General features: G+C 34.4%; 17 protein-coding genes. All 17 read right to left on the reverse strand.

Annotation, left to right across the window (positions count from 1 at the left end):
* Positions 1-15 precede the first annotated feature (15 nt).
* The 17 genes from AS161_RS04500 to AS161_RS04580 all read right to left on the reverse strand — a co-directional run bounded on the left by AS161_RS04500 (position 16) and on the right by AS161_RS04580 (position 25,939).
* The gene (locus tag AS161_RS04500; protein WP_164541947.1) at positions 16-2,169 is read right to left on the reverse strand and encodes a beta-glucosidase; all 2,154 of its coding nucleotides are present in this window, start codon (positions 2,167-2,169) and stop codon (positions 16-18) included.
* A gap of 41 nt (positions 2,170-2,210) precedes the next feature.
* Positions 2,211-3,119 (reverse strand): carbohydrate ABC transporter permease, encoded by a 909-nt coding sequence (locus AS161_RS04505; RefSeq protein ID WP_011993476.1) that lies wholly within the window; start codon positions 3,117-3,119, stop codon positions 2,211-2,213.
* Complete coding sequence (locus AS161_RS04510) at positions 3,116-3,970, reverse strand: sugar ABC transporter permease (protein WP_011993477.1); 855 nt, start codon at positions 3,968-3,970, stop codon at positions 3,116-3,118. The genes AS161_RS04505 and AS161_RS04510 overlap by 4 nt, the downstream gene beginning before the upstream one ends.
* Positions 3,967-6,246, reverse strand: a complete 2,280-nt coding sequence (locus AS161_RS04515; protein ID WP_164541948.1) for a DUF5696 domain-containing protein — start codon at positions 6,244-6,246, stop codon at positions 3,967-3,969. Before AS161_RS04515 ends, AS161_RS04510 begins: the two co-directional genes overlap by 4 nt.
* Positions 6,227-8,236 (reverse strand): YIP1 family protein, encoded by a 2,010-nt coding sequence (locus tag AS161_RS04520; RefSeq protein WP_206518772.1) that lies wholly within the window; start codon positions 8,234-8,236, stop codon positions 6,227-6,229. Before AS161_RS04520 ends, AS161_RS04515 begins: the two co-directional genes overlap by 20 nt.
* Positions 8,237-8,292: 56 nt before the next feature.
* Positions 8,293-9,165 carry a carbohydrate ABC transporter permease gene (locus AS161_RS04525; protein ID WP_011993480.1) on the reverse strand — a complete coding sequence of 291 codons (873 nt, stop codon included), beginning with the start codon at positions 9,163-9,165 and terminating at the stop codon, positions 8,293-8,295.
* A gap of 31 nt (positions 9,166-9,196) precedes the next feature.
* Positions 9,197-10,087: a sugar ABC transporter permease gene (locus tag AS161_RS04530; RefSeq protein ID WP_011993481.1), complete on the reverse strand. Its 891-nt coding sequence runs from the start codon at positions 10,085-10,087 to the stop codon at positions 9,197-9,199.
* Complete coding sequence (locus tag AS161_RS04535; RefSeq protein ID WP_164541949.1) at positions 10,077-13,073, reverse strand: extracellular solute-binding protein; 2,997 nt, start codon at positions 13,071-13,073, stop codon at positions 10,077-10,079. The genes AS161_RS04530 and AS161_RS04535 overlap by 11 nt, the downstream gene beginning before the upstream one ends.
* A gap of 89 nt (positions 13,074-13,162) precedes the next feature.
* Positions 13,163-14,557: an extracellular solute-binding protein gene (locus AS161_RS04540; protein WP_164541950.1), complete on the reverse strand. Its 1,395-nt coding sequence runs from the start codon at positions 14,555-14,557 to the stop codon at positions 13,163-13,165.
* A gap of 43 nt (positions 14,558-14,600) precedes the next feature.
* Positions 14,601-16,055 (reverse strand): glycoside hydrolase family 30 beta sandwich domain-containing protein, encoded by a 1,455-nt coding sequence (locus AS161_RS04545; RefSeq protein ID WP_011993484.1) that lies wholly within the window; start codon positions 16,053-16,055, stop codon positions 14,601-14,603.
* A gap of 182 nt (positions 16,056-16,237) precedes the next feature.
* The gene (locus AS161_RS04550; RefSeq protein WP_164541951.1) at positions 16,238-17,077 is read right to left on the reverse strand and encodes a carbohydrate ABC transporter permease; all 840 of its coding nucleotides are present in this window, start codon (positions 17,075-17,077) and stop codon (positions 16,238-16,240) included.
* Positions 17,078-17,111: 34 nt separating this feature from the next.
* Positions 17,112-17,924 carry a sugar ABC transporter permease gene (locus AS161_RS04555; RefSeq protein ID WP_164541961.1) on the reverse strand — a complete coding sequence of 271 codons (813 nt, stop codon included), beginning with the start codon at positions 17,922-17,924 and terminating at the stop codon, positions 17,112-17,114.
* A 164-nt stretch (positions 17,925-18,088) separates the two neighbouring features.
* Positions 18,089-19,387 (reverse strand): ABC transporter substrate-binding protein, encoded by a 1,299-nt coding sequence (locus tag AS161_RS04560; protein WP_164541952.1) that lies wholly within the window; start codon positions 19,385-19,387, stop codon positions 18,089-18,091.
* Between the two features lie 119 nt (positions 19,388-19,506).
* Positions 19,507-21,603 carry a cell division FtsA domain-containing protein gene (locus AS161_RS04565; RefSeq protein ID WP_011993485.1) on the reverse strand — a complete coding sequence of 699 codons (2,097 nt, stop codon included), beginning with the start codon at positions 21,601-21,603 and terminating at the stop codon, positions 19,507-19,509.
* A gap of 26 nt (positions 21,604-21,629) precedes the next feature.
* Complete coding sequence (locus tag AS161_RS04570) at positions 21,630-24,035, reverse strand: endonuclease MutS2 (protein WP_206518773.1); 2,406 nt, start codon at positions 24,033-24,035, stop codon at positions 21,630-21,632.
* A 54-nt stretch (positions 24,036-24,089) separates the two neighbouring features.
* Complete coding sequence (locus AS161_RS04575) at positions 24,090-25,262, reverse strand: VWA-like domain-containing protein (protein ID WP_164541953.1); 1,173 nt, start codon at positions 25,260-25,262, stop codon at positions 24,090-24,092.
* A 41-nt stretch (positions 25,263-25,303) separates the two neighbouring features.
* Complete coding sequence (locus tag AS161_RS04580; RefSeq protein WP_164541954.1) at positions 25,304-25,939, reverse strand: hypothetical protein; 636 nt, start codon at positions 25,937-25,939, stop codon at positions 25,304-25,306.
* Between the last annotated feature and the right edge of the window lie 134 nt (positions 25,940-26,073).

Raw genomic sequence — 26,073 nt, forward strand, 5'->3', positions numbered from 1 at the left:
TCACCTTCCTAAAATTCATATCTTTATTTTTCCAATCAGTCTTATGTCTCTTGAGGACGCACCTATGCGGAATTCGTATTCACCTTCCTCTACAATCCATGAGTTTCCATCGAAAGAAGCTAAATCGGATGCGAATAATTCAATAATAATGTGTTGTACTTCGCCTGGTTCTAATAGTTTTGTTTTCTCAAATGCTTTCAATTCTTGGTATGGCTTGTCTATCTTCACAATTGGTGCTCTTACGTAAAGTTGTGCCACTTCTTTACCTGACCTGTTGCCTGTATTTTTTATGTCAAATTCAACAACAAATTTTGAACCAACACGTTTAATCGACAAGTTCGAATATTCAAATGTTGTATAAGAAAGTCCAAAACCAAATTCGTATGATGGCTCTACTCTAAATGTATCATAATATCTGTATCCTACGTATATCCCTTCATCGTATACAATGACAGTTGGATTATCTCTCGGTTCACCCGGGAACGAACGCGATGGAACATCATTGTAATCTTTTGGGAATGTTGTTGGCAATTTTCCTGATGGATTTACGTCTCCAGTAAGAACATCTGCAAGAATTCTTCCAGCTTCTTGACCTGGTTGCCAAACAAGTAATATACCATCGCATAAATTTTTCCAACTTTCAACTTCTATAGGTGAACCAATGTTAAGAACAACGATGACCTTTTTGTTGTGTTTTCTAAATATCTCTGATACACTTTTCAAAAGTTCAAATTCATCATCACTAAGATAATAATCTCCCTTTTCTGCTTTTCTGTCGTAACCTTCTCCGGATATTCTCGTTATAATAACAACAGCGACTTCATTTCTTTTTGCAATTTCTTCGAGTTGTGATTCTTGGATGAAATTTTCAGGTAGTTTAGGTTTTATTTCTTCTCCCCAACTTCCTCTAGTAACTTTGTAATCTCCGCTTCTGAATTCTTCAATTTTTTCTCTGTAAAGTTTGGCTAATTCTTGATCAACGCTTAAACCTCTTTCTAATACACCATCTAAGAAGTTAACAGTGTACATTGGGTGAGTTTCTCCGCTACCCGTTCCACCGCGTATCGTTTCAACTTGTCCAGTTCCGAATAACGCAAATTTTGTGTCCTTTGAAATTGGCAATACGTCATCATTTTTCAACAATACTACACCTTCACAACCTGCTTCATAAGAAACTTTAGCATGTTTTTCTAGATTTGGTTTATTTGAATATTTATAACCTTTGAATGCCGGTGTTTTGAAAAGAATTCGGAGGATATTTCTTATTCTTTCATCTATTACTTCTTCTGTGAGCTCACCTTTTTCAAGAGCTTCTCGTATGTCATCTCTTTCATCTTTTGGTCTCAAATGTGGAACAACTTGGAAAGATTTTCCGGGCATTATTAAATCGTTTCCAGACATAAGTTGTTTTGCAGCATTGTCTCCTGCAAACCAGTCTGTCATAACAAAACCATCGAATTGCCATTCATCTCTTAAAACCTTCATTAATAACCATTTGTTTTGTGAAGTGTAATATCCGTTGAGTTTGTTGTATGAACTCATCACAGTCCATGGTTTAGCTTTCTTAATAGCTATTTCAAATGGTTTAAGATAAATTTCTCTCAGAGCTCTTTCAGAAACGATAGTATCTATAGTCATCCTATTTGTTTCCTGTTCATTGGCAACAAAATGTTTTATACATGCCCCTACCCCTTGCGATTGCACACCTTCAACGAAACTCGCCGCCATTTCTCCTGTTAGTACAGGGTCTTCCGAGTAGTATTCGAAATTTCTTCCACCCAATGGATTTCTGTGTATATTTATCGCTGGTGCAAGAAGAATATCTACTCCATACTCTCTAACTTCTTCACCCATGGCTTCTCCAACTTTTTTTAGAATTTCCCTATTCCATGTTGAGGCTAACATCGTTTCAACAGGAAAAGCAGTTGCATGATATTTATATTCATCATTTTCTCTTTCAGGATCTATACGAAGTCCAGCAGGTCCGTCTGCAAGTACCGTTCGAGGAATACCGAGCCTTGGTATCTCAGATGTCTCGCCAGCTGCACCTTTAACTTTCGGTTTTGGATTCCCCTCTATTCCAAGAACCCCAACACCAACAACAAAATTAATCTTTTCTTCCATTGTCATACTTTTTATAATTTCATCAATCTTTGTATCTTCAAACATGACCTTCTCCTCCTTTTAAAGTATAATTGTGATTTTATAAATTATTCACCCGTTATTCCTGTTCTTTCAAGACTTTCAACAAACTGACGTTGCAATATAAGGTACGTAATCAAAAGTGGAAGTATTGTTATAAGTGTTGCCGACATCCTTATACCTTCGTTAATTCTATTTGCAGCACTCCCGTCAGCGGTTGGAAACATCACAGCATACCTTGCTACAAAATCTCTTAAAGCTATTGGTATAGTTTTTATATTATTACCAAGTAGTAAGCCCGTCAATAGCGTTTCGTTCCAATACCACACAAGCGAGAATATGAAAGTCGTTACTATCGCTGGAATTGAAAGCGGAAAAACTATCTTATAGAATATTTGGAAGGAATTCGCACCATCTAATTCGGCAGCTTCATCAAAAGTTTTGGGAAGCATGTTGAAAAAGTTGTAATACAAAAGTATAAAAATTGCACTTCTAATTCCTTGTCCAGTTAAAGCAGGGAGAAAACTAACAAAAGGTTTTCCGGTAAGATTCAATCTACTGAAAAGCATATACTTAGTAACTAAAGTAACCTGTGATGGTATCAAGAAAGTCGCCAACATTAAAAATATCCAAAATCGTTTCAGAGGGAATTCAAACCTTGAAAGTCCGTAAGCGATTAACGCTGTTACCAACGTTTGAAACAAAGCAGGGATAGAAGACATGTAAACACTGTTTAACAATGATTTTGTGGCATCAAGAACTTTCCATGCTTTGGAAAAATTTTCTAATGTTAGCTTAGTTGGAATCCAATTCACCGTTGGGTTAACAAGATCTTCAACACTCATGAACGATGTTGTTATCATATAAAGGAGAGGATACAAATATGCGTATCCAACGCCGATTAATATAAAGTATATGATGAATTTTGTAGCAGGGTCTTTTAAATGCTTATAGTATGAAAAATGTATTTTTTTCATTTTTTGTACCCCCTTTCTCTGAACAGTAAAAATGCGATTCCAATTATTATCATAACCGCTGCAAAGTAAATCCAAGAGAGTGCCGACGAGTACGAATATGGTTTATCAATATCAAACATCCTTTGAGTAATACTTGTATTAACTGGGTTATTCGCAAATGATGCCAAATCAACGATTGTGTATATTGCATTGATGAGTAAAAATGGCCTTATCAGTGGTAAAGTGATTTTCCAGAATATAATCCAGCTATTTGCACCATCTATTTTTGCGGCTTCATATACACTACTACTTATTTTTTGAAGCCCAGCCAAGAAGAATAGAATTTGCACACCTGAAAACCAAAGTATCAGCACTAAGTTATTAAACATATATATGAATGGATAACTAATAGTATTAGGCATAACCATAAAAAATTTGTATATAAAGTATCTTCTTGGATCAACTATCTGTGCTGCGTTGTTTGCAACAAGTTCAGAAATAACAGGACCGCTAATAATAACCACTGGCAGGAAGTAAAGCAATCTAAAGAATGCACGAGCCCTAAGTTTATTGTTCAAAAGTATAGCTATTATGAGAGAGAATACTAAAATCAGAGGTGTTGAAAGTACTATGCTCAAGATAGTATTCCAGAAATTAATTGGAAAAGCCGGATCTGTTCTAAATGCGTATATGTAATATTTCAAACCAACGAATGTTGCTTTTATTCCTTCAACGGTGAAATTAACATTGAAAAAGCTTAAATAAAGTGAATAGAAGAATGGATAAGCTGTGAATATAAGAAAACCAGCGATCCATGGTGAAATGTATATATATCCACTTATAGCTTTCCTCGTCTTTCTTGTCATTCTCATTTTCTATCAACTCCACTTACCAGATTTGCTGAATTGTATTCGAAACAAATCCACGAACGTGGATTAACAAGCTTTTTATCAAATTTGTAAATATCGTTTGTGTAATTTACAAGAATGGCTTTTTTATTTTCATAAACAACTAGTACCACTCCAGGTTCAAGAACAATTCTGTCAACTATCTTGTAACCACGTACATTTTTTAGAGCATCGTTTATCTCATTGTACACTTCTAATATCTTCTCTTTCCAGTCGGCAAATTTTGTTGAAGGATAATCCCAAAGTGGTGTTTTCTTTATCTTGTAATTATCCACCCATGTTAATATGAATGAAGGTAATGCACCATATTCAATTGATTTAAGGATATCTTCTCTTGAAAAGAAGCTGTTGTTTATATACGGTGTATAGTAGTCAATCGAACCGCTCAAAACTATTTGCAGGAAAGGAACAGTATCAGTCTCAAATAAGTACTGACTGTTGTTCATAGGAGTTTCAAGAAAACCATCTGCAAATTTCCATGTGTAATCGTTTGGTGTATATAAATATAAACTATTCATTCTAGATGAAATATTTTCGAGCGTTTTTTTAACAAGGTTTAATGCTTGCCATCTTTCAAACTCTGAACCGTATCTCAAATCGCCGTAAAGTTTATTCGCGTATTCCTTTATCGCTATGTTTGTGATGCCTTTTGATGTAAGAATTGAAGACTTCTTTTCTAAATATTCACTTGCAAGTTTTACGTTTGTGTAATATGACCTGTAAAGCCATAGATCTTTATTATCCCGCTCTTCGTAAATAACAGATTGGGAAAGGTTTATGCCTACTTCTTTCTTTAAATTTATCTGTTTTTCACTCACTTTTGTCACATTGTCGACAAAGTATACTTCGTAACCTAATTTTTTTGCGTAATTTAGAAAATCAAGTAATTGTCTTTCACCACCTATTTTTTCTTCAAACGACACTTTACTTATCTTACTTCCATGCACTCCACCACTTTGCCAACCGTCGATAAGTACTTTAACATTCTTAATTCCCATTTTATTAAAATCACTTACTATATTTTTCATATCTTCAGCTGTTGTAATAGGAATTGTGCCATAACCGATAACTTTTTTTTCAATATCAGAAGCTATAATAGTAATAGCGATTGGAACATTGCCTGTCTTTGTAGTTTTTCTTAAAAGATTTGATAAGTATTTTTCTCTGTAAAACTTTGCCATTCCCACGTAATCAGCATCGTAACCTACAAGGAAATTAAGTTCCAATCTTGCATCAAAATTGTTCATCTTATTTTGTGCAACTTGTATCCCAGCTCCACTTCTACTCGTTGGTTGAAGGTATTTTTGCCTGTATATGAACTTTGCCGTTGCCCAATTGTAATTGCTGAGTATTCCGCTGGGGTATGCAACTATCGCAGAGTACTCTTTTCCAGAAGTAACAACACCGAAAATGGCATTGTTCTTGGTACCGTGAGAAATTCCAAATACTGGTGTAAGTACATTTGGCTCTTCTCTCAAAAAATCGTTAGGTCTTCTTGAACGAAGGTCGTTAACAGAAGTAAGATTCTCGATACCATAGTCCTTACCGTACGTTCTTTTTTCAAACCAGTTTAAATAGTGCGCTGGTTTTGAAAACCTAATTAACGCACCCGGTCCATCTGGAACAAAGATATAACCTTCTATTTCGTTTGATACAACGCTTCCAATAAATGGTGCGAACATTACAGAAGCAAGGGTAAAACTTCCTTTCTCTTTAATTGATGATTTCTTTAAAGAAAATACAACTTTCTCATCTTTGAGTTCGACAGTAACATCGAGTGATATACCAATTGGTTTGAAATAGAATGTATAAGTAAATCCGTTTTGTATTTTTGAAAATCTCTTATCTACTTGCCCGTCTGCACTTCCCATAACGTTCGATATACCACGTTCGTCGAAGTATTCAATCATAACAAGTGATTTGGCTATAAATTTCCAAACATCGTTCATCTCATTGAATGCCTCTGAGTCTTCTAATACATCTCCCCATACGTATCCATTTCTTTTATCTACAATTCTTACTGATGAAGTGGAAATATTTATCCATAATTCTAATATGTTATTCTCAGCTATTTTTGTGTAACCTTCGGTTGTGAATTTAGAAGCAACTGCAACAGGTTTATCAGGTCTTGTGAATCTATTTGACAAAAATTCATTGCCAACTGTCTGTGGTAAAAATATTACAGGTAAGATCATCAATATTAAAATTAAAGTTTTAATTTTATCGGATATTCCTAACACGGTACAACACCTCCTGGACAATGCTAAATGCGGTTTCTACTAGTTGATCCCAAAGCATGTAAACGATAGAATAAACGAGTATTATCACGAAAACCCAACCTAATGTAAATAAAATACTTTTCACCGTGTTCTTAATATCATAGTCGTGTGTTTCTTTTACTCCGGTAAATAACATCACAGCACTCCATGAGATTAAAAACATCGATGCAAAATCGATTAAAAACTTTTCGTTATATGTAAGCACATATGTACTCAATATTACTAATGGTTGGAATAATATATACGGTGCAAAAGAATATGCAGTAAAAACGTATATATCTCTCAACGTTCCTTTGCCGTCGTTTATAGAGCTGACAAGCCAGTTGGATATAATCCACAAAAATAAAATAGACGATGATGTTAGTAAAACAAATCCAACGTTTCTATCGCTTGTATTGAGATTAAATATAAAACTTCGGCCAAAATAATCTACTAAGATAACTAAGAGGAACATTAAGTAAATAATTGAAGCGGAAAGAACAGAGCCATGCTTTTTCTTTTGCAAATAATAGAAAGTATCCAAAGGATGCCTAAGAATATTTTTTATATAAAGTACGTCCGATAGCAACTTATTTTTTACATGGAACTTTATTTTAATCTTCCCATACCTTGATAATAAATCAATAATTGTAAAAATTAATATGATGATTACAAGTAAAGACAAAATAATTCCCATATTCTTCTGCAAAAAATTATTTCTCATTTCCCAAAAAGCATCTGAGTAATCTCTTCTCGCGAAAGCTTCCTTGAAATGCAGTGCAGCTTTATCGTACCGAGCTGATTGGAAATATGCTTTGCCAAGTCCATAGTGTGCTATTTTGGAATAACCGTCGTAAGTCATCACTTTTTCCCACAATCTCTTACTCTCTATGTATTTTCCCTGTTCGTAAAGATTTAATGCTTGATGGAGTATGTTGGCGTATTCCGTAGGGACAATAACATGTACTAAACCTCTCTCTTTATCTAAAACGTACAACTTGCCCATTTCGTCGATTTCAATAGCAGAGGCAACGGAAAATAATCCAGACCTCTCCGTTGATATTGCTCGACCACCAAATGAAAAAATCAAATTTCCTTCAGAATCATATTCGTATATTAGACCCGTTTCGGTAAGCGCGTAAATTCTTCCATCTTTGTCAACAGCTATATCTACAAAATTATCTTCGTCAACCATTCTTCTTTCTTTTGATGCCGATAATATGTTCAATCCTATGGTATTATGTTTTTTAATAGCGTTTCCATACTCTTTTTGAGTTACCGTGTATATTAATCCCTTATCGTCAATGGTTATATTCGCGTAAGGTTTAGGAATCCTATGAAGAAACTTTTCTTTCTGTTCTTTTGTGTAAAACAAATCTATAAATTTATCAAGAAGCGTTACACCGACTAAATTACTACCGAAATATCCAAGGAACTCTCCATCTTTATCAAGTTGTATGATACCCTCGAATGTTCCTTCGCTGACTATGTACAAATTTCCTCTTTTATCTACGACAAGTTTTTTTGGTTTGTAATTTGCAGTTTCTCCAAAAATAGGGTTTGTTGGTCTGCCAATGCGTTTTACCTCTTCACCTCTTAAATTGAAAATAACAACTTCAGAACTTCCAGGATCGGCTACATAAATGTATTCATCTGTTACAAAAACACCAGTTGGTTGCCAAAGTTTAAAATCACCAATACTAGTTGCTTCTCCAGTTTCCATATCGTAAACAACAATTCTAGCATTCCCAGAATCGGCTATGTACATCTTAGAACCTTTGATAAATAAATCTTCTGGATAGTACAAATTGTAATCTCTAAAAAGTACCTCGCTTACTATGTAAGCATCCTGTGTTACCTTCCAAATATTGTTTCCAGCAACTGTGTATGTTAAGAATGTACTGTCTACAGGAAATGAAAGAATATTTAGTAATAGAAAAAACATTATTAATGAGTTTTTGATATGCTTCACATTTACTCCTCCCCTAATTGACGACAAAATCTCTTTATCCAACTTTTTCTGATTTCTTATTTTAATCCGCTATAAGCCATCGTGTTCATAACCCTTGATTGCATAATTATGAATAAAAGCAAATTTGGCACAAACATTATCAGTCCTGCAGCGGCCGCTATACCTTGACCAGCTATTGTATTACCAGTTGTTTGTGTAAGGTTTGAGACATAGAATGCAAATGTCCTTAAATTTTCGTTATTTATATAGTAAGTTGAAGCTTCTGCACTATTCCAAGCAACTTGGAATGCTAATATCCCCACAGTTGATATAGCTGGTTTTAGAAGGGGAATGATGATATTAAATATTATTTGAAAATCATTTGCTCCGTCAACAAGTGCGGCATCTATAAGTGCATCTGGTATTTGGTCCATAAATTGTTTGATAAGGAAGACACCTATCGGCATTGCAAGTAGGGATAGAATATTGATTATAAACGTGTCAATCAACCCAAGCGATTGAACCATATAATACCTCGGGATTATAACAGCTATAGGTACGAACATGAGCGCTAAATTATTGATTGTGAATATTAAACTTTTTGCTTTAAATTGCTTTTTAGATAATGCGTAACCAGCGAAAACAGATATTATTATTGTAAACAACACCGTGAAAAACGCTGTTAAAATACTGTTCATCAAGTATCTGCTAATAGGTATAGTTGAGCCTCTTGTAAGCGAAAAGAGGTCATAAAAATTAGCTAAAGTTGGTTTTCTCACAAAAAATCTTGGTGGATAAAGGAACAATTCGTCTAATGGTTTAAATGCTTGAGAAAAAATGAATATAATTGGAAGCATCATAAATACCGCAATAGGGGTTAATATAAAGTAGAATTTTAACTGACTTTTATGGAAGTATTTTGGATTTGTTTTGGTTGTAAATTTTGCCATTTTTAAGTCACCACCTCTTTCTGTAAAATAATTATCTTTCGCCAAACAAGCGCCAGGCTATACGTGAGAAAAACCAGATTATCAGTAGTAATACAACTGACAATGCCGCAGCGTATCCCATTTCGTACCGTAAGAATCCATAATCTTCAATGTGATTCACGATAAGTTGTCCAGCGTACTGTGGTGTTGGGTTCGAACCCGAGAGTGCGACACCTATGCCCGCAGAAGTGAATGTATTTACTATGGACATAACCGCACCGAACAACATCTGTGGTTTCATAGCAGGTATAGTTACATAAATTATCTCTTGTAATCTATTTTTTATTCCATCTATGTACGCAGCTTCATAGAGTTGTTCATCGATATTCAATATACCTGCAAGCATTGCAAGAAATCCAACCCCCATACTACTCCACAAAGATACCAAGATCATTATATCCATAAGATGTTGAGGTGATTGTAGCCATTGAATAGGCTTATCTATTATTCCAAGGTTCAACAATAAAGCATTAAGATATCCTTGCTGGTCACCATTGAATAAAACTCGCCAGACAACTGCCATTGTTACGCCAGCTGTAAGTGATGGAGAGTACAAAATCAAAGCGAATATAGTCCTTGGCACTTTTGTCAACTGAGCAACTAACCAAGCAAGTATGAAAGAAAGTATATACCCGCCTACTCCAACGATAAGGGCGTATTTAATAGTGTTTGGCAAAACCTTTTGCATGAAGATATCATCGCGTGTTATTAGTGTAATGTAATTTTGTATCCCGATCCATCGCGGTTTTTCTATCGCATTGAAATATGTAAAAGACAAGAAAATTGCAATAATAACTGGTAAAACAATAAATATCGTGAAGAGAGTTAGATATGGTGATAGTAATAACCAGTGATTTGAGCGTCTTTTTGTATTATTTTTCATAAGTACCACCCCAAAGTAATCTTTGATTTTCTAAGTATTCATTAGCTGCTTCACCAAGGTTTTTTACTAAGAACTCATCAATATTTGTGTACATTTTATACGTTTTTACTGGTTTGCCATTGACTATATATCCGAACTCTGTAAGTTTTCTTTCGAGTTCCCTGTTTATTGTGATGACAGATCTGTCGATGGAAGAACGTAATGGATAACCTTCAATCACAACCCTATTCCAAATGTTGCTTATTTCACGTTCTGTCATATATCCACCGGGATGTCTTTGAACTTCTCTTATCCATCTCCATTGCTCAAGTATCACTTTCTTTTCTTCCTCAGAAAAGAAATCTAATTCTTTAAATGCCTGAATATTTGAAGTATTCCAAAGGTACGTTGGACCGTATCTATTTACTAAAGCTCTCGCAAATTTTATCTGTGTTTCTTTAGAAAGCCACCATTTTAAGAACAGCCATGCCTTTTCTTTTTTATCAGAATTTGCAAATATAACATCTGCTCTGTCACCGGCAACTTGGTATCTCAGAACTTTACCATCAGGTGTTTTAACCCCTGGTGAAGGTGCGATAGCCCACAGTCCATAAATTTCGTCAGCTGCATTGGAAAGAGTTACATACAAACCAAAATCACCGATACCTATCGGAATTCTTCCATACCTAAACGAGTTATAAAAACTTGCAACTTGTTCTGGTATACCATAGATAGAGAATAATTCTGTCATAAGTTCAAAAGCTTTAACAGAATTTTCTTCATTTATCGCTGTTTTTAAACCATCTTCTGTGTAAAGTCTTGCGTTATTTTGGAAGAAAAATGGAGCAGTTGTGTTGAAATATTTTGTCGTTTGCTCAGCCATCGGTATGAAGAAGTTCATACCTCTTCTTTGAAGCTCGGGAAGAATTTTCTTAACATCATCCCAAGTATCTGGTATAGGTATACCTAAAATATTCATTATGTCCTTTCTGTAGAATAAGACGTAGAAATTTTGAGTTTCGGTTATGCCATAAATCTTGTCATCTATAACCATTGGAAGGAGTGTTTCCATATTTATGTTCTTTGAAACGAATTCATAAAAATCTGGGAAATTTGAAATAGGGTAAAGAGCATTTCTAATTGCAAGTTCAAATGGTATCCAATTGCTTATACTCATTGCTACATCAGGTGTATTACCTGCTGAGCTTGCTAAAATCAACTTCTGCTCGTTTGGCATAATTGAAAGAACGACATTTATACCTGTCTTCCTTGTAAAGTCTGTGTCTATTAAATATTGGAGTGTTTCAACATACTGAACAGGTCTATTAATCCAAACTTTTAAACTTCTCGGATCAACCTTCTCGTAAACAGAGTAAGCTTCATTTTTGTTAAACAAGGAAAGCCACAATTTGTATATTTCTTCATAGGCTGCGACTAAGAACGAGTTGACTGGCTTTATATAGTTTTTTAAATCCCCTTGAAATACAAACATTTTATCTATACCCATGGGTTGTTCTTTCAATCTCATTGAAAGTTCGGACAATCTTTGGGCTATTGAAGACGAACCTTCGCTGATTTCATCTATAAAGAATGGTAACCTTTCAGGTTTTTCAATAATTTTATCTATAAGCTCTGCTGAAACGATCATATCCGAAACGTATGGAACACCTTTTTCACCAACGATAGAAATGATTCTATTGTACTCTTTTCTCAAGTTCTTAGAAATTTCTTGTAAATCGGACAAGACATTTGGCAGGTACTTTTGTATATCCCAGGTCCTATTTGGGTCAAGGTTATTTCCAACGAGTTTTCTTAAGTCTAGTCCTATCCTTTGTAGTTTTTTTATAGTATCTTGCAGGTAAACTATGGTTTGTTCAAAAAGTCCGGTCGTTACTTCGAGAGTTATAAGGTGTGGACCTTTATCAAGGTAAACAAAGTAAGGATTACCTTTGGAATCTGATAAAACTTTATCCACCCATTTGTATCCTGTGTACTCAAAAGCGTAATTATCAAATTCTTTAAATGGTACTTCTCCATCAACGTATATTCTCCTAAAAACAGGTACTCCACGATTTAAAGATTGTTGGTATCTAAAGGCTATTTTGTAAAGCCCTGGTGTTTGTATATCAACGTACCAGTGAACTTCTTGACCAGACTGTTTATATGTGTTCTGGTCAATTACATTTATTTTCCTTTTGAGAGGCTCGTATGGCGTTACATCCGATGTTTGTGTGTTGATAATTGATACGAGGAAATCTGACTTTCCAAAAATTCTTTCCGCTTCTATTGCAATTGGAATTGAATTTGCTGAATCATTATATTTATTGAAAGTTTTTAAGTACTCACTATAAGATTGGACGTTCTCAATTTTTTCAACTTTTATAAGAAACAAATTTGATATATATATGTCTTGTTTGAGGTTTTTTATTTTAATAGTATTATTGCCATATTTTAGGTTAAATATTAAAGGTTTACTTGATATTCTTTTAGCATCTTTGAAAAACGATAGCGTTTCTTGGTTTGGCATAAATTGTTCTGGAGTAATTTCATTTCCGTATCTATCGTACAACTTTTGTGAGAAATCGTAGTATAAGAATGTATCCAGAAAAACTTGGTAAATTTTGGAATTGTCTTCAGAATTATTTATTGAAACTTCTAAAGAACCGTTAGTTGTTACAGGGTTAAGGGACCTGATCGATGCGATAATGTAATAATTTCCTTCCTCTGGAATATCCAATTCTAAAGTTTTTTCTTCACCATTTTTAATAGAAATAGATACTGGAAAATTAAACGAGTTAGATATAATTTTGCCATATCTCATCTGATTAAACAAATTCTTGTTATGCTTTGAAAGAGTAACGTAGTCAAAAGTTTTTTGACTAATTAAAAATCTTTCTATAGAACTTTTGTACTTGCTGTACTCGGAACTTCCAAAAAGGTATAAAATAAATGAAATAGCAATAAAAATAATAAATATAGCGAAGAACAAAATCAGAACTTTTTTCACTCTCTGTACCTCCTATTTATGAAATTTAATATTGGCTGCTGGCGAACGCCAGCAACCAACAAATTAAAACAAAAAGGATACTGAAAGCGTTATTTTCCTTCAACTTGCTTTCTGATGTTTGGGAAATTCTTTTCAACCTCTGCAAGTTTCTTTGAAAAATCGGCCCAAGCGTTTTTAATTATGCTATTTGCTTTTTCTTGTGTTTCTGCGGCAACGGCTTGTGGTTGTACCTCACCTTTTCTGATTCTTTCATTAACAGGGAATATAACATCCCAAGTTGCCTGATCCCAACCAGGTACTACCTTCCACATATCAACTCTGACGGTTTTATCAAGATTTGAAAGCATCCATTTCACACCATTTGGTATTTTTAGGCTTTCAAAGTATTTAATAACATCCGGATGTTTCGTTACAGGAATAAACCAATCAATGAGTCTTCCGTTTTCTTCGCCGTTTGCTACATCTATCTTAAGTCTTGTTATTACACCTCGTGGGTCATATGTTAAGAACTTTAGGAAAGTAAATGCTTCTTTTGGATATTTTGTCGTTGATGTCATAAATGCATAATTGATATGAATAGGTTGTCTTACACCAATCTTTGGATCGCTTGGCATTGGATAATAATCGAGATTCCACGGTAACGTTCTAACCCAACTCCAGTCCCATGTTCCATGGAAACCAGTTAAAACTTTCGATTCTCTAAAAGCGTCTGCATCTTTTCCGAATTTTTTCTGATAGTCATCGAGTTGACCTTTATTTCTAAGCTCTTCATTCTTTAAATCATCTGAAACAAGTCCTGGAATTGATTTCAGTTCTTTTTGTAAGTTTATCGCTGGTATCCATCCACCATTGACAAGGTCAAATTCCCATTTTGAAGGGTTAAAACTCCAGTATGTTGTATTTTTGTTCAATACAGCTGCCATAACAGTATCAAAATCCCAAAGGTGATTTATACCGGAATATTCCTTAGTCGTTGCTCTTCTTAGATATTGTTTGAATAAATCTGTTGACCATCCGTATGGTGGAACTGGAAGATTCAGTTTTTTCATGAGATCCAAATTCACTACAATTCCTTGGAAGTGTAATCTTTCACCGATAGCGTATGTCTTTCCATTGTACTTGAAAGCTTCTTTTATACTTGATGGAACGTACTTATTATAGTCTGCGTCATCTTTTAGAAATTCATCAAGTGGGTAAACCCAACCTTGTGAAACTGGATACGGTAAAGCTTCCCAAGATTGTGCAACAACATCTGGAAGTGGTTTTTTTGCTGCGACTAACGATGTAAGGAAACTATTCACATCTGGCTCGTTTGCAACGATATTTATTTCTATATCTGGATAAAGTTTCGTAAATTCAGAGGCTATCTTCTTGTACTTTTCAACATCCCAATTCCAAACTGCAACCGTTAGTGTAACTTTTGCAAAGATACTTGTTACAAGTAAAAATACCAACATCATTAACACTAAATTTTGTTTTTTCATAATGTTCCCTCCCTTAGAAGTTTGTAAGAAGTTTTAGAAAACTTCAATCCCACACAAAAGTTACCGCAGCGTACCCCGGAATTATATATTCGAATTCTCTCCCTCCCTCCTCGACTATGATTTTTTTGTTTGTATTCGTTCGGTTCGAGACTATGAGAACTTTTGTTCCATTTGGATTTTCAAAAGCCACTGTTTCTAAATTACTATATGTGTATGAATCTATTCGATAAGCGCCTGGAAGAACAAATTTACTTATATGGCCTAACGTATAATAATCCAAATTATACTTTACCTCTCCCGTTTCTTGATTAATCTCTATAAGTCCTCTGCAAGTGCTATTTGATAATATCGTTGGTCCTCTCTTCTCATCTAATGCTATATTCCACCATACAACGGTTTTAGACCAATTTCTTGGGATTCTGATAACATGCATCATCTGATCCATAAATGCATTAAAGAAAGCAGGTACCCAATCACCACCTGAACCTTCTGTAAACCATATATCTTTATCAGGGAACATTTCCTTTATTTGGCTCATCGCTTCGTGTTTCCCGCCATAAAAATGCCACGCTGAGCCTGCAACGTATTTTGAAGCTTTTGGGTGAGACAAAACATACGATGCGTATATGGTATTATCCCAATTGTGGTCGTAAGTCAGTATCTTCGTCTTTATCCCTTCTTTTTCAAACGCAGGTCCAAGGTATTCGCCTATAAAATCCGCTTGCTCTTCCCATGTCATTTTCATTCCTGGATATTCTTTTGGAACATATAAAGGTTCATTTTGCGGTGTGATTGCGTAAATTGGAATCCCTTCTTTTTCGTATGCTTTTGTGAACTTTACAAAATATTGCGCATAGACGCTATAATATTGTCTTAGGAGAGATCCACCAATCATGCTTCCCGTTGTCTTCATCCAACCAGGTGCACTCCAAGGAGAAGCCATTATTTTCAACTCTGGATTTATTTTCATAGCAAGTTTCAAAAGAGGTATTATGTACTGCTTATCGTGTTTGATAGAGAAATATTTAAGTTCTGGGTCTTCTTTTACACCTTCTGGCAAATCATCATAGCTGTATAGCTTAGTTGTGTAATCAGTTGCACCCATTGGCTGCCTAAGAAACGAAATTCCTATCCCTTCATTTCTGCCGAACAATTTTTTCATTACCTCTATACGTTTTTCCTCTGATAATTTATGGAAAATTAGCCATGCTGATGCATCGGTGAGAGATGCTCCGAATCCATCCATTTGCTGGTATTTTTTATTCGAATCAACTGCAATCCTTAGTGTTTCACGGAAATCTGAAACAACAGGATTATTAATATCGACTTCGGATAACATGAATTTTTGGTCAACAGTAGTAAGCCATAGCTTGACATTATTCATTGTCTTTGCCATCTCCTTTTGATTTGTTTTTTGTGTAACATTAGATGATAAGTTTACTAAGATAAACAAAAGCGATAGTAGAATTATTATTTTTAAACTTTTTTCGGTTTTCAAATGTTTCACCTCGTTTCATGAAAAAGCTGAATTTATTTTATCAATGTAACTTGTTTCACAAAAAGTGCCGAAACTTATTTTTCCTGGTAAATAATTAAGAAAAACAAAAAAACCCCCAAAGTTATGGGGGATAGATAGTATTTACATAATATTTGAAATAAAACTAATTTAATAATATCTTGTTAGCCTTTCAAACCGGTGCCAACCAAAGATTTTACAAAAAGGTCTTGTAATAAGAAAAATAACAGCAGAGTTGGGAACAATGCAACCATAGTTGCTGCCATTATTACACCCCAGTTGTTTGAAGACTCTGCATTGATAATCATGTTAATAGCAACTTGGACGGTTTTCATATCGTCTCTCATCGCAACTATCATCGGCCAGAGGTACATATTCCAAGCGTATGTAAAATTTATTATTGCAGCACCGCCAATGATAGGTCTTGAAAGTGGAAGAACTATTTTTAATAGATATTGAATTGGCGTAGCACCGTCGATTAGTGCTGCGTCTTCGTAATCTTTTGGTATAGTTTTAAAATGTTGCTGGAAGAGGAATACATTTGTTGCACTAGCTGTAAAAGGGATAATCATAGCTTGATATGTGTTTACCCATCCAAGTTTACTTATTATCTGGAATAAGGGGATTATAAGAAGAATTTCTGCTGGGATGTAAAGAGTTGAAAAAATCAATCCAAATGTAAATTTGTCACCTTTGAATTTGAAATTTGCATACGCGTATCCTGCAAGTATACCTGTCAATAATTTTCCAAGAGTTATTGAGATAGATATGATGAAACTGTTTAACATCATCTTTCCAAAGGGTACTATTTTAAATGCATCTATATAATTTTTAATGTTTAATCCTTTCGGTAATATTCTCGGTGGATAGGCAAACACAAATTCTGATGGTTGAATGCTCATCACAAATGCTAAAAAAATTGGTGCAAACATAAATATACCAAATAATATAAGAACGGTTTCCAAAAGAATTGTGTTTAGTATTTTCTTAGTTTTCTTTCTCATAGTTTACACCTCATAAATTTTTAGTAATTGTGAATCATTGGTAGTGGACACTTCGTTTACCAAGTTTGAAGTAAATTAGTGTAAAGACAATCATTATCAAGAACAATATAACACTCTGAGCTGAAGCCGGTCCTGTTTTTGAGAATCTGAAGCCATCAAGGTATATTCTGTAAATGATATTCGTTGTGTAATCGCCAGGTCCGCCTCTGGTCATAACATCTATTATTGCAAAAGATTGGAACATCGCACTTATTATGCTCATTATGACAAGGTAATATGTAATTGGAGAGACTAAAGGAAATACAATTTTCCAGATCCTTTTCCAAGCACCAGCCCCATCTAGTCTTGCAGCTTCTATGAGTTCGTCAGGGATGCTTTGCAAAGCTGCTATGTAAAATATTATATTGAAAGGTAAAGTTTTCCAAATTGATGCTATTATAACCGCGTAAGCAGCGTAAGGTATTGTGGTAAACCAATTTACTTGTATACCGAATAACCGTGCCATTAAGTAGTTTACATGTCCAACAACAGGATTGAGTAAAAATCCCCATAAAGCACCTGCTACAGCAGTTGAAACTGCATATGGTGCAAATATGATAGTTCTAAAGATACGCACACCTGGTATCTTTTGATTTAAAACTAATGCGATGAAGAATGCAACAAAAATTGAAACGAAAACGGTAACAGTTGTAAAAATAAGTGTGAACTTAAAAGAATTTATAAAAGTTTCATTAGTAAATAGTTCTTTATAGTTATCGAACCATACAAACATTTTTCTGTTGCCAAAGACAGATACTTTGAAAAAGCTCAAATAAAATGAATTAAACGCAGGAAAGTAAATAAACATACCTATAATAAAAAATGTTGGTAATAAAAACAGATATGGAATCCATTTTCGTAAGCTACGCAACGAATCATCACTCCCGAAAAGTTAAAAGGTGATTTGTGAAGCAAAAAAATGACGACCGACATTACAGATATTCACTGTAATGTCGACCGTCATTTATTTAATTAAAAGTACTGCTTAATAGCTTTGTTTGCTTCTTTTTCGGCTTCTTCTAAAGCCTGTTTTGGTGTGAGTTGTCCATTTATCATCTTTTCAATAGCATTTTCTATCGCTGTTCTTATTTCAGGGAATGCTCCAACGACTGCACCCATAGTTGCGTAAGAAGGTATTGTATCAAGTAATTGCTTAATTGCAATGTAATGTAATGGATTGTCTTTATAATACCCTTCTTTTTCAAGTTTTTCTTTTGCGTCTAATCTAACTGGGAAATAACCTGTACCTTTGTGCCATGTTATCTGCGGATCGACATCAGCTAAGTATTTTACAAGTTTCCACGCAGCATCGATTTCTGCTTGATTCTTTTGTTTTATAATCCAAAGGCTTCCACCACCGATTATAACTCCAGCTCTTTGAACTCCGTCAGGGATTGGTATATACGCTGCGCCTATTTCGAATCCTTGCTTTTGAGCTTCTGAAGTAAGTAAAGCAACATCGGAAGTTGATGTGATAATCATTCCAACAGTTTGAGAGATAAAGAGTTGTCTTGCTGCTGTCCAATCGCCTTTCTTAGTATTTATCATTAAACCTTCTTTTGTAAGAATGTTCCAAAATTCCAATATTTTTAGTCCGGCTTCGTTATTAAAAACAACCTTTGTCGGATTTCCTGTTCTACCATTATTATTGTCAACTAATAGTTTGTTTTGCTCCGCCATCCACTGTTCAAAGAACCAAGCATACAGTGGCCATGTTATACCTGTTTTTATGATGTTTCCCTTATCATCTTTCTTTACTAATTTCCTTGAATAACTGATAACTTCGCTAAATGTTTTTGGTGGTTTATTTGGGTCAAGTCCGGCTTGTTTGAACATTGTTTTATTGTAAAATAGCAACGGAGTTGAACTGTTCCAAGGCATTGAATAAAGCTTTCCACCTATACTATAGTAGTTTTTAACTTGTGGTAAAAGTTTGTTTTTGTCAAACGAAGGGTCTTTTTTAATGAGATCTTCAACGGGTACAATAACACCACTGTCAACCATTTTCTTTGTACTTATTTCGTTGAGTTGAACAACATGTGGAGGCGTACCCGCTTGTAACGCTGCCACAGTTTTTGCAAGAATTTCCTCGTAGCTACCAACGTATTGTACTTCAACTTCAATATCAGGATTTGCCTTCATGAAATCGTTGACCATACCTTGAATGAGATCGATACGCCATCCGCCCATTGCATGCCAAAACTGGATTTTAACTTTTGCAAAGCTAAAAACAGTTATAAAAACTAACAAAAATAGTACTAACTTTCTCATACAAACACCTCCCAGGGATTTTGTTTGAATGCCAACCTAAAAAGTTTAGCAACTTAGTGGTTGGCTTTAAGAATTTTATATAATTAATTAATACTTAATCGTTTCACTTAAGTTTCTTATCAAGCGTCTTGTTCTTTTATTTCTTCGAACTCGAAAATTATCTCGTCTCCATTTTCGAGAGGTTCAGTAAAAGCTGTACGTTCGCCGTTTTTCAATAGCTTATAACTTTTTATTCTTCTAAAATCAATATCAAATAATCTCAGGATATCTGCAACTATGAATCCTTGGTTTTCTGGTATTTGTGTCCTTATTTTATCTCCATCCTTGATTTCATACTCAGGAGATACAAGTTGGTCATTAACCCATACGAGAACACCATCTTTTGTTAGTACGCGTTGTTCACCATTTATATTTATAACGATACTTATTTTTTCCATTTCAGGTAATTCTCTTATCTTTGGATAGTTTACAATTAATGCGTACTGAAGTTCTTCACCTGGGAGGACTGTATTTTCATCTGATAATTCAATTTCACCTTTAAATATTTTTACCTCACCTGCGTTAATTTCTTTATAAGTATTGTTAACTGAGTATTCGATTTTCACAAGGTCGCTACTTAGAAATTCTCTTATTTCTTTAACCTTTATCTTTTCATATTTAATAACATCACCATCTTTTAATTCAACGTTTGAAGTGGTACTAAAACCATTCAAAGTAACTCTTGGGAAATATTCAAGTACTTCGTCTGTTTCAAGAGATTTCAGTCTTATTGGTTTTACAAAATCGTACAACGTTGCTTTTGCATCTTCTCCATCTATAGCTTCTCCTACTTCTATAGAATCACCATGCCTAACGTTATCTCTGAGTGTTGCTTCTAAGCCATTGATTTTCACTTGGGCTGATATTGGCATTTGACCTTTGACTACTACAGTTTCATCGTTAACTTCTATTACTATTGATTTACCCGGTCTTCCTAAGAGTTTTCTCATATCCATTCCATACTGTACAAGTACTTCCCATACAGTGTAATTGCCTTTGAACCCAATGAGTTGTATCGGATCTCCATTCACATTTACAGATTCAAAGACAGCACCTTTTTTGTGGAGGGCTGTATAACCAATTCCTAAAGGAGTTATAAATTCGCTACCTTGAACGATACCTGTTTTGTCTATGAAATCTAAATTTTTTGAATCTTTGAGAGAGACTACATCTTCATCCATCTCTAAATTTTTTGCTAAGTACGTTGCGAATATCGGTACTTTCGCACCGCCACCAACTATCATCACAGCTTGTGGTTTGTCACCGTTTAATTCTATGATTTCTTCAGCTACTTTTTTGGTAATTTTATCAACAACGTCTGAAATTGCATCTAACACTTCTTCTCGCCTTAATTCCTTTTCTTTATCAAGTATATTTTTAACTCGAATTATCTCTTGCTTTTCTAAGCTTCTCTTTACAAATTCTGCTGTTTGAAAATCAAGTAAAAATTTTTTTGTTATGGCTTCTGTTATTTCATCGCCAGCTAAAGGCACCATCCCATACGCAATTATCGTGCCATCTTTAGATATAGCAATATCGCTCGTACCAGCACCGACGTCAACGAGTGCTATATTCAAAATTCTCAAATCTTCTGGAACGGTTATATTTACAGCAGCGATAGGTTCAAGAGTCAAGTGAGTAATCGTTAACCCAACTTTCTTTACAACTGAAAGCATCGCTTCAACAACGTGACTTGGGAGGTAAGTGGCTACAACTTTAACGTAAATATCTTTACCTTTTAAACCTTCTAATTTTTTAAACCACATTCCATCGAGTTCGTATCGGATTACAGAGTAACCTACACAATACATATTTGGCTCAATATTTTCCGTGGCTTTTGCTACAGCATCTAATTCCAATCTTGTGAGCATGTCTTTTGTTATTTCAATTGGTTCTTCTGAAGTAATAGAGCTTTCGCCAATGTAAGTTTTAAGGAATCTTCCAGCAAGAGCTACAGCTACTTTATCTAATTTGATATTATTTCTATTTTCAAGTTCTCTTTTTACGAAAGCGGCAACTTTTGCGACTTTTTCAACGTCGTGTATTTGCCCATCTAACATTGCGCGGTGTTCATGTTCCTTGATAATAACATCATGGACTACCATTTTTTCGTCTTCATCAAAACCAACAAGTAACCCTGCGATTTTCCTTGTCCCAATATCTAACGCAAATACCATTGACTGCACCTCCATAAAAATATATGTTAAACCTCAATAACTGTTACACCAACTCCACCTTCATCAGGCCTACCAAAACGGTAATTTTTAATTCTTTTATCATGTCTTAAATAATTCCAAATTCCAGTTGCAAGTTTACCTGTTCCCTTTCCATGGATAATGTAACCAATTGAAAAATCTGATAATAATAATTGGTCTATAAATTCATCTATTATTTCAAGTGCATCTTCTACAGTTAATCCTCTCACGTCAACCTCGTTTTTCGTCAAACTTGAAGTATAAACCTTTGTTGGAATACGGGAAACATTTACGATTTTTTCTTCGTCAATATGCTTTTTTAAATCTTTTGAGTCGCTACCCGAGGTGACTTTAACGAGTTTTTCAGGTTTTACTTCTATTTTCAATCCATTGAAATCAACGACAAAATTCCTAGATTTCATTTCAATTACTTTTCCAATTGCAGTTCCATCGATAAGTCTAACGTAATCACCTACTGAAATTTGTTTTTCCTCATCTGTGACTTTTGTTTCATAGATAACCTTTTCTACTTTCCCCTGAATTTCTTCTAAATGTTTTACTTCGTTTTCAATTTCTTTGAGACGTTTTTTTATTAATTCTTCACTCTCTGTTTTTTTACTTTGCAGAGATATCTGCAAATCCTTTTTTGCCTTTTGAATATCTTTATAAACTTCTCGAAGTTCTTTATCAAACTCTTCTATCCTTTTTATTTTCAAAAGCTTGTATTTTTCCTCAAAGTCTTTCTTTTGCCTATTGTATTCTCTTAGTGTATTTTCGAGTTCTCTTCGTTTTGTTTCAAGTTCGCTGATATGCTTGTTCAAGTTTTTTATTAATTCTTCTATCTTTATATGTTCTTCGTCAAGATGCTTTTGTGCACGCTCCAATATTGCATCTGGTAAACCGTACTTTTTGGCTATCTCAAAAGCATGTGATGCTCCAGGAATGTTCATTAATATTCTGTACGTTGGGGAAAGTGTTTCAGGATCAAATTCCATAGAAGCGCTTATAAGCTTATCGTGAGACATTGAAAAGAGCTTTATGGGTGTTAGATGTGTTGTAACTATGAATTTTATTCTTCTTTCAATTAATTCTTCGATAATGCCAAGGGCAATGGCACTTCCTTCGTATGGATCTGTTCCCGAACCAAGCTCATCGATTAGAACTATCGAATTTTCATCAGCTAATTTTAAAAGTTGTACAATATTATGCAAATGACCTGAAAAAGTACTTAGATTTTCGAGTATGTTCTGGCTATCGCCTATATCTACATACACATCAAAATCTGGAATCCTAGAACTTTCGCCTGCAAGAACGGGGAAGCCACTACGTGCCAAAATTATGAAAAGTGCTACAGTTTTTAGAGAAACGGTTTTTCCACCTGTGTTGGGTCCTGTTATTACGATTCCAAATTTGTCAGATGGGAGTTCTATGTCTATTGGAACAATCTTATCTTCTGGTATAAGAGGATGCCTTGCTCTTGATAATTTGAGATAATTCCCATCTGGGATAATAATAGAAGCATTCTTTTCTATAACGTATCTTACCCTTGCGTAAAGTGAATCTATACGCTTTAACAATTCAATGTCACCTTTTATAGTTGACAGTCTGTCAAAAATTTTATTGGTAATTTCCCGTAATATCCTTGCTATTTCTTTTCCTTCTTCTTCAGCAAGAACTTTCAGTTTATCGTTCAGTGGTATAAATTCTTCTGGTTCTAAGTATACCGTTAGTCCAGATGATGACATACCATGGACGATACCTTTAATTTTTCCACGTTCATTTGCTTTGACAGGAAATACGTACCTATCGTTTCTTATCGTGTATGTTACTTCTTGTAAAATGTTTTGGTGATGGGTTATAAATCTTTCTGCTTTATGCCTTAATTCTTTGGTTACTTCGGCATATTCATTTCGAATCTTCTTTAACAACACGGAAGCGTCATCTTTTATGTTGCCATTTTCATCTATAGTTTTCTTTATGGAATTAATTATTTCATCATATGTTCCTAATCCAAGTATAAGATTTACTATACCACTTTGAAATAATGAGGGCTTTTGTTCCTTGAACATCGCTTTTAGTGATTTTATTCCTTCAAAGAATCTTAGAAGACTCAGAAATTCTAAACCCTCGGCGATTATTCCATTCTCTATTTTTCGCAGTATACTTCTGATGTCTAAAAATGCATCGGAAGTAGGATAACCAATCACGCGGACTATATCGCACAATTCCGAGACATATTGGAGTTCCTGTGAGGGGTTTATATTGTACGGATTAAGATTTTCGAGATACTCCTTTCCAAGCGAAGAATAGCAATACTGTTTATAGCTATCGAGCACAAGATTGTAATCTATCTTATTCTTAATATATTCCAAATAATTGATTTTGTCTTCTAAATTTTTTTCAATTGATAACATTTCTATACCTCCGGACATTTTGAACTTTAAAAATTTTAATAATCGTAAATTACATCAACTTAGAACGTAGACATTGCCGTATATTTTTTTAGTATCGATGTAAAATTCTGGATTGTGCTTTTTACTAAGTACAAAAAGAACTCTTCTATCGACTTTTGGAAGGTCAACATAACCATCTGTGAATATTATTATACCTTCACTTCTGAAATCTTTTTGGGCTATATCTACAGCGGGTTGTAAGTCAGTTTCACCACCGCCGTAAACTTCGAAATTCTTCCATTCTCCTCTCTTGTATTTTCCAACGAATGTAACTGACTTATCTACTTGGATAACATTTAATTCGACACCCAATCGGGCTAAACTCTCTATTTCTGACATAAAAGCATTTAGCTCTTCTTCTATTATACTTCCACTTGTGTCAATTATTACAGTTAGTTTGGGGTCGTAGATATACCTCCATCCTGGTTGGTCATCGTATCTCCTATTAGGCCTGAGAGGTGTAGAATATTTATCTCCTTTTTGTGATAGTCCAGCGAATCTTCTAATTGCCACTTCCCAATTTATAACAGGTTTAGATATAAATATTTCAATATCTTGCCTTAAACCAGATGGAAGTTCTTTTCCAAAAAGATTAAAAGCTTTGCCAACCTTCTGCTGGACTAGTTCAACAATCATGTCAGTTGGTATATCACTTTCTATCTCATGATTTTGTGGCAACTTTTCTGCAATTGCTTCTATATCGTAATTTCCCTTCTTTAAAAATTCCTCTATTATGTAGTCATGATACTCTTCAGCGGTCCTATTCAACATATTAGCTGGTGGACCAACAAATATAACGTCGTTATCTGCGCCATGTCCTTCTTCTATCAAAACATTTAGAGGAACACTAAGTGCATCAAGTTGTGGGATAAATTGGTTAATAGCAGCATCTTGGGCAAGGTCCCACACAGCCTTATCCCGTTTATCTTTTGGTTTTATCAAATAATGCCTGTTTATGAAATGCATCAATTCGTGTAGTATCAAACCTTCAAGAAATATCTCAGACTTAATTTTTACACTCACGGGATTGTATAAAAATAAAAAATCTCCATTCCTTGTAATAGTAAGTTTTATGTTTTTAACGTTTGCTTCTTTGAATTTACTTCCCATTAGAATGTACGCATAAAACGAGTTAATTTTTATCAATTTGGCAAAAACATTGTCCAATTTTTTCTCAATATCTGACATAATCTTACATATCACATCGCTTTCAAATTAAATATTGGTTTTTAAAAGATAATTTTAAATTTTGCCTCAAGGTAAGGTGTATCATTACTCGTAATAAACATACTTCTATAAGAAAGCCATCTAATCAAAAAATTATATCCAATTCCTATCGAAAATTCTTCTTTTATATAGGTTATTTTAAGGTCAATTCGTGTTCTAAATAGCTCATCGGTCTTTGGTGTTGGAATATTTAAATTAAATGCTGGATCGTACCAAAAGTAAATCGATGAGTAATATCCTCCAATTTCAAATTTTATGTTCAAATCCTTTAAGTAAATGGAAGGAACAACTCCAAAATACAGTCTTCCAACCTCGGAAGCTTCATTTGGAGTTGCAGGCTTAGTAGTAAGAAATACAGGAAACTTCATCTGAAAACTGTCGATATTAAGGTAAGGCATAATATTTAGTTGAAAACTGTTAGACATGATATCGAAGCCACCGGAAAAACTTATCATAAAATGTTCATCGTTATAAATTGGAAATTTTAAACCAATCTCACTGTAGGGGAATCCCAATGTATATTCTAAATTACTTTGATTTTCGGTTATTCCGATACCATCTTTGGTATTGATGAAAAATTCAATAGGTATCGCGATTATAACAATAAGTAAAAAATATAATGTGAATATCTTTTTCATATGTCCCCTCCTCGTATAATAAGTTCGGTAAAAATTAAAATTGGTCTTTGAAAATTGAATGCATATTTTTTAACACCTCTGGTAAAATAGTTTCAGGTTGCCCCTCCTTGAGACTTTGTTCTCTTAAATAAGAT

Origin of the sequence: Fervidobacterium sp. 2310opik-2 (genome assembly GCF_011057735.1) — a bacterium.
Lineage (GTDB): Bacteria > Thermotogota > Thermotogae > Thermotogales > Fervidobacteriaceae > Fervidobacterium > Fervidobacterium nodosum.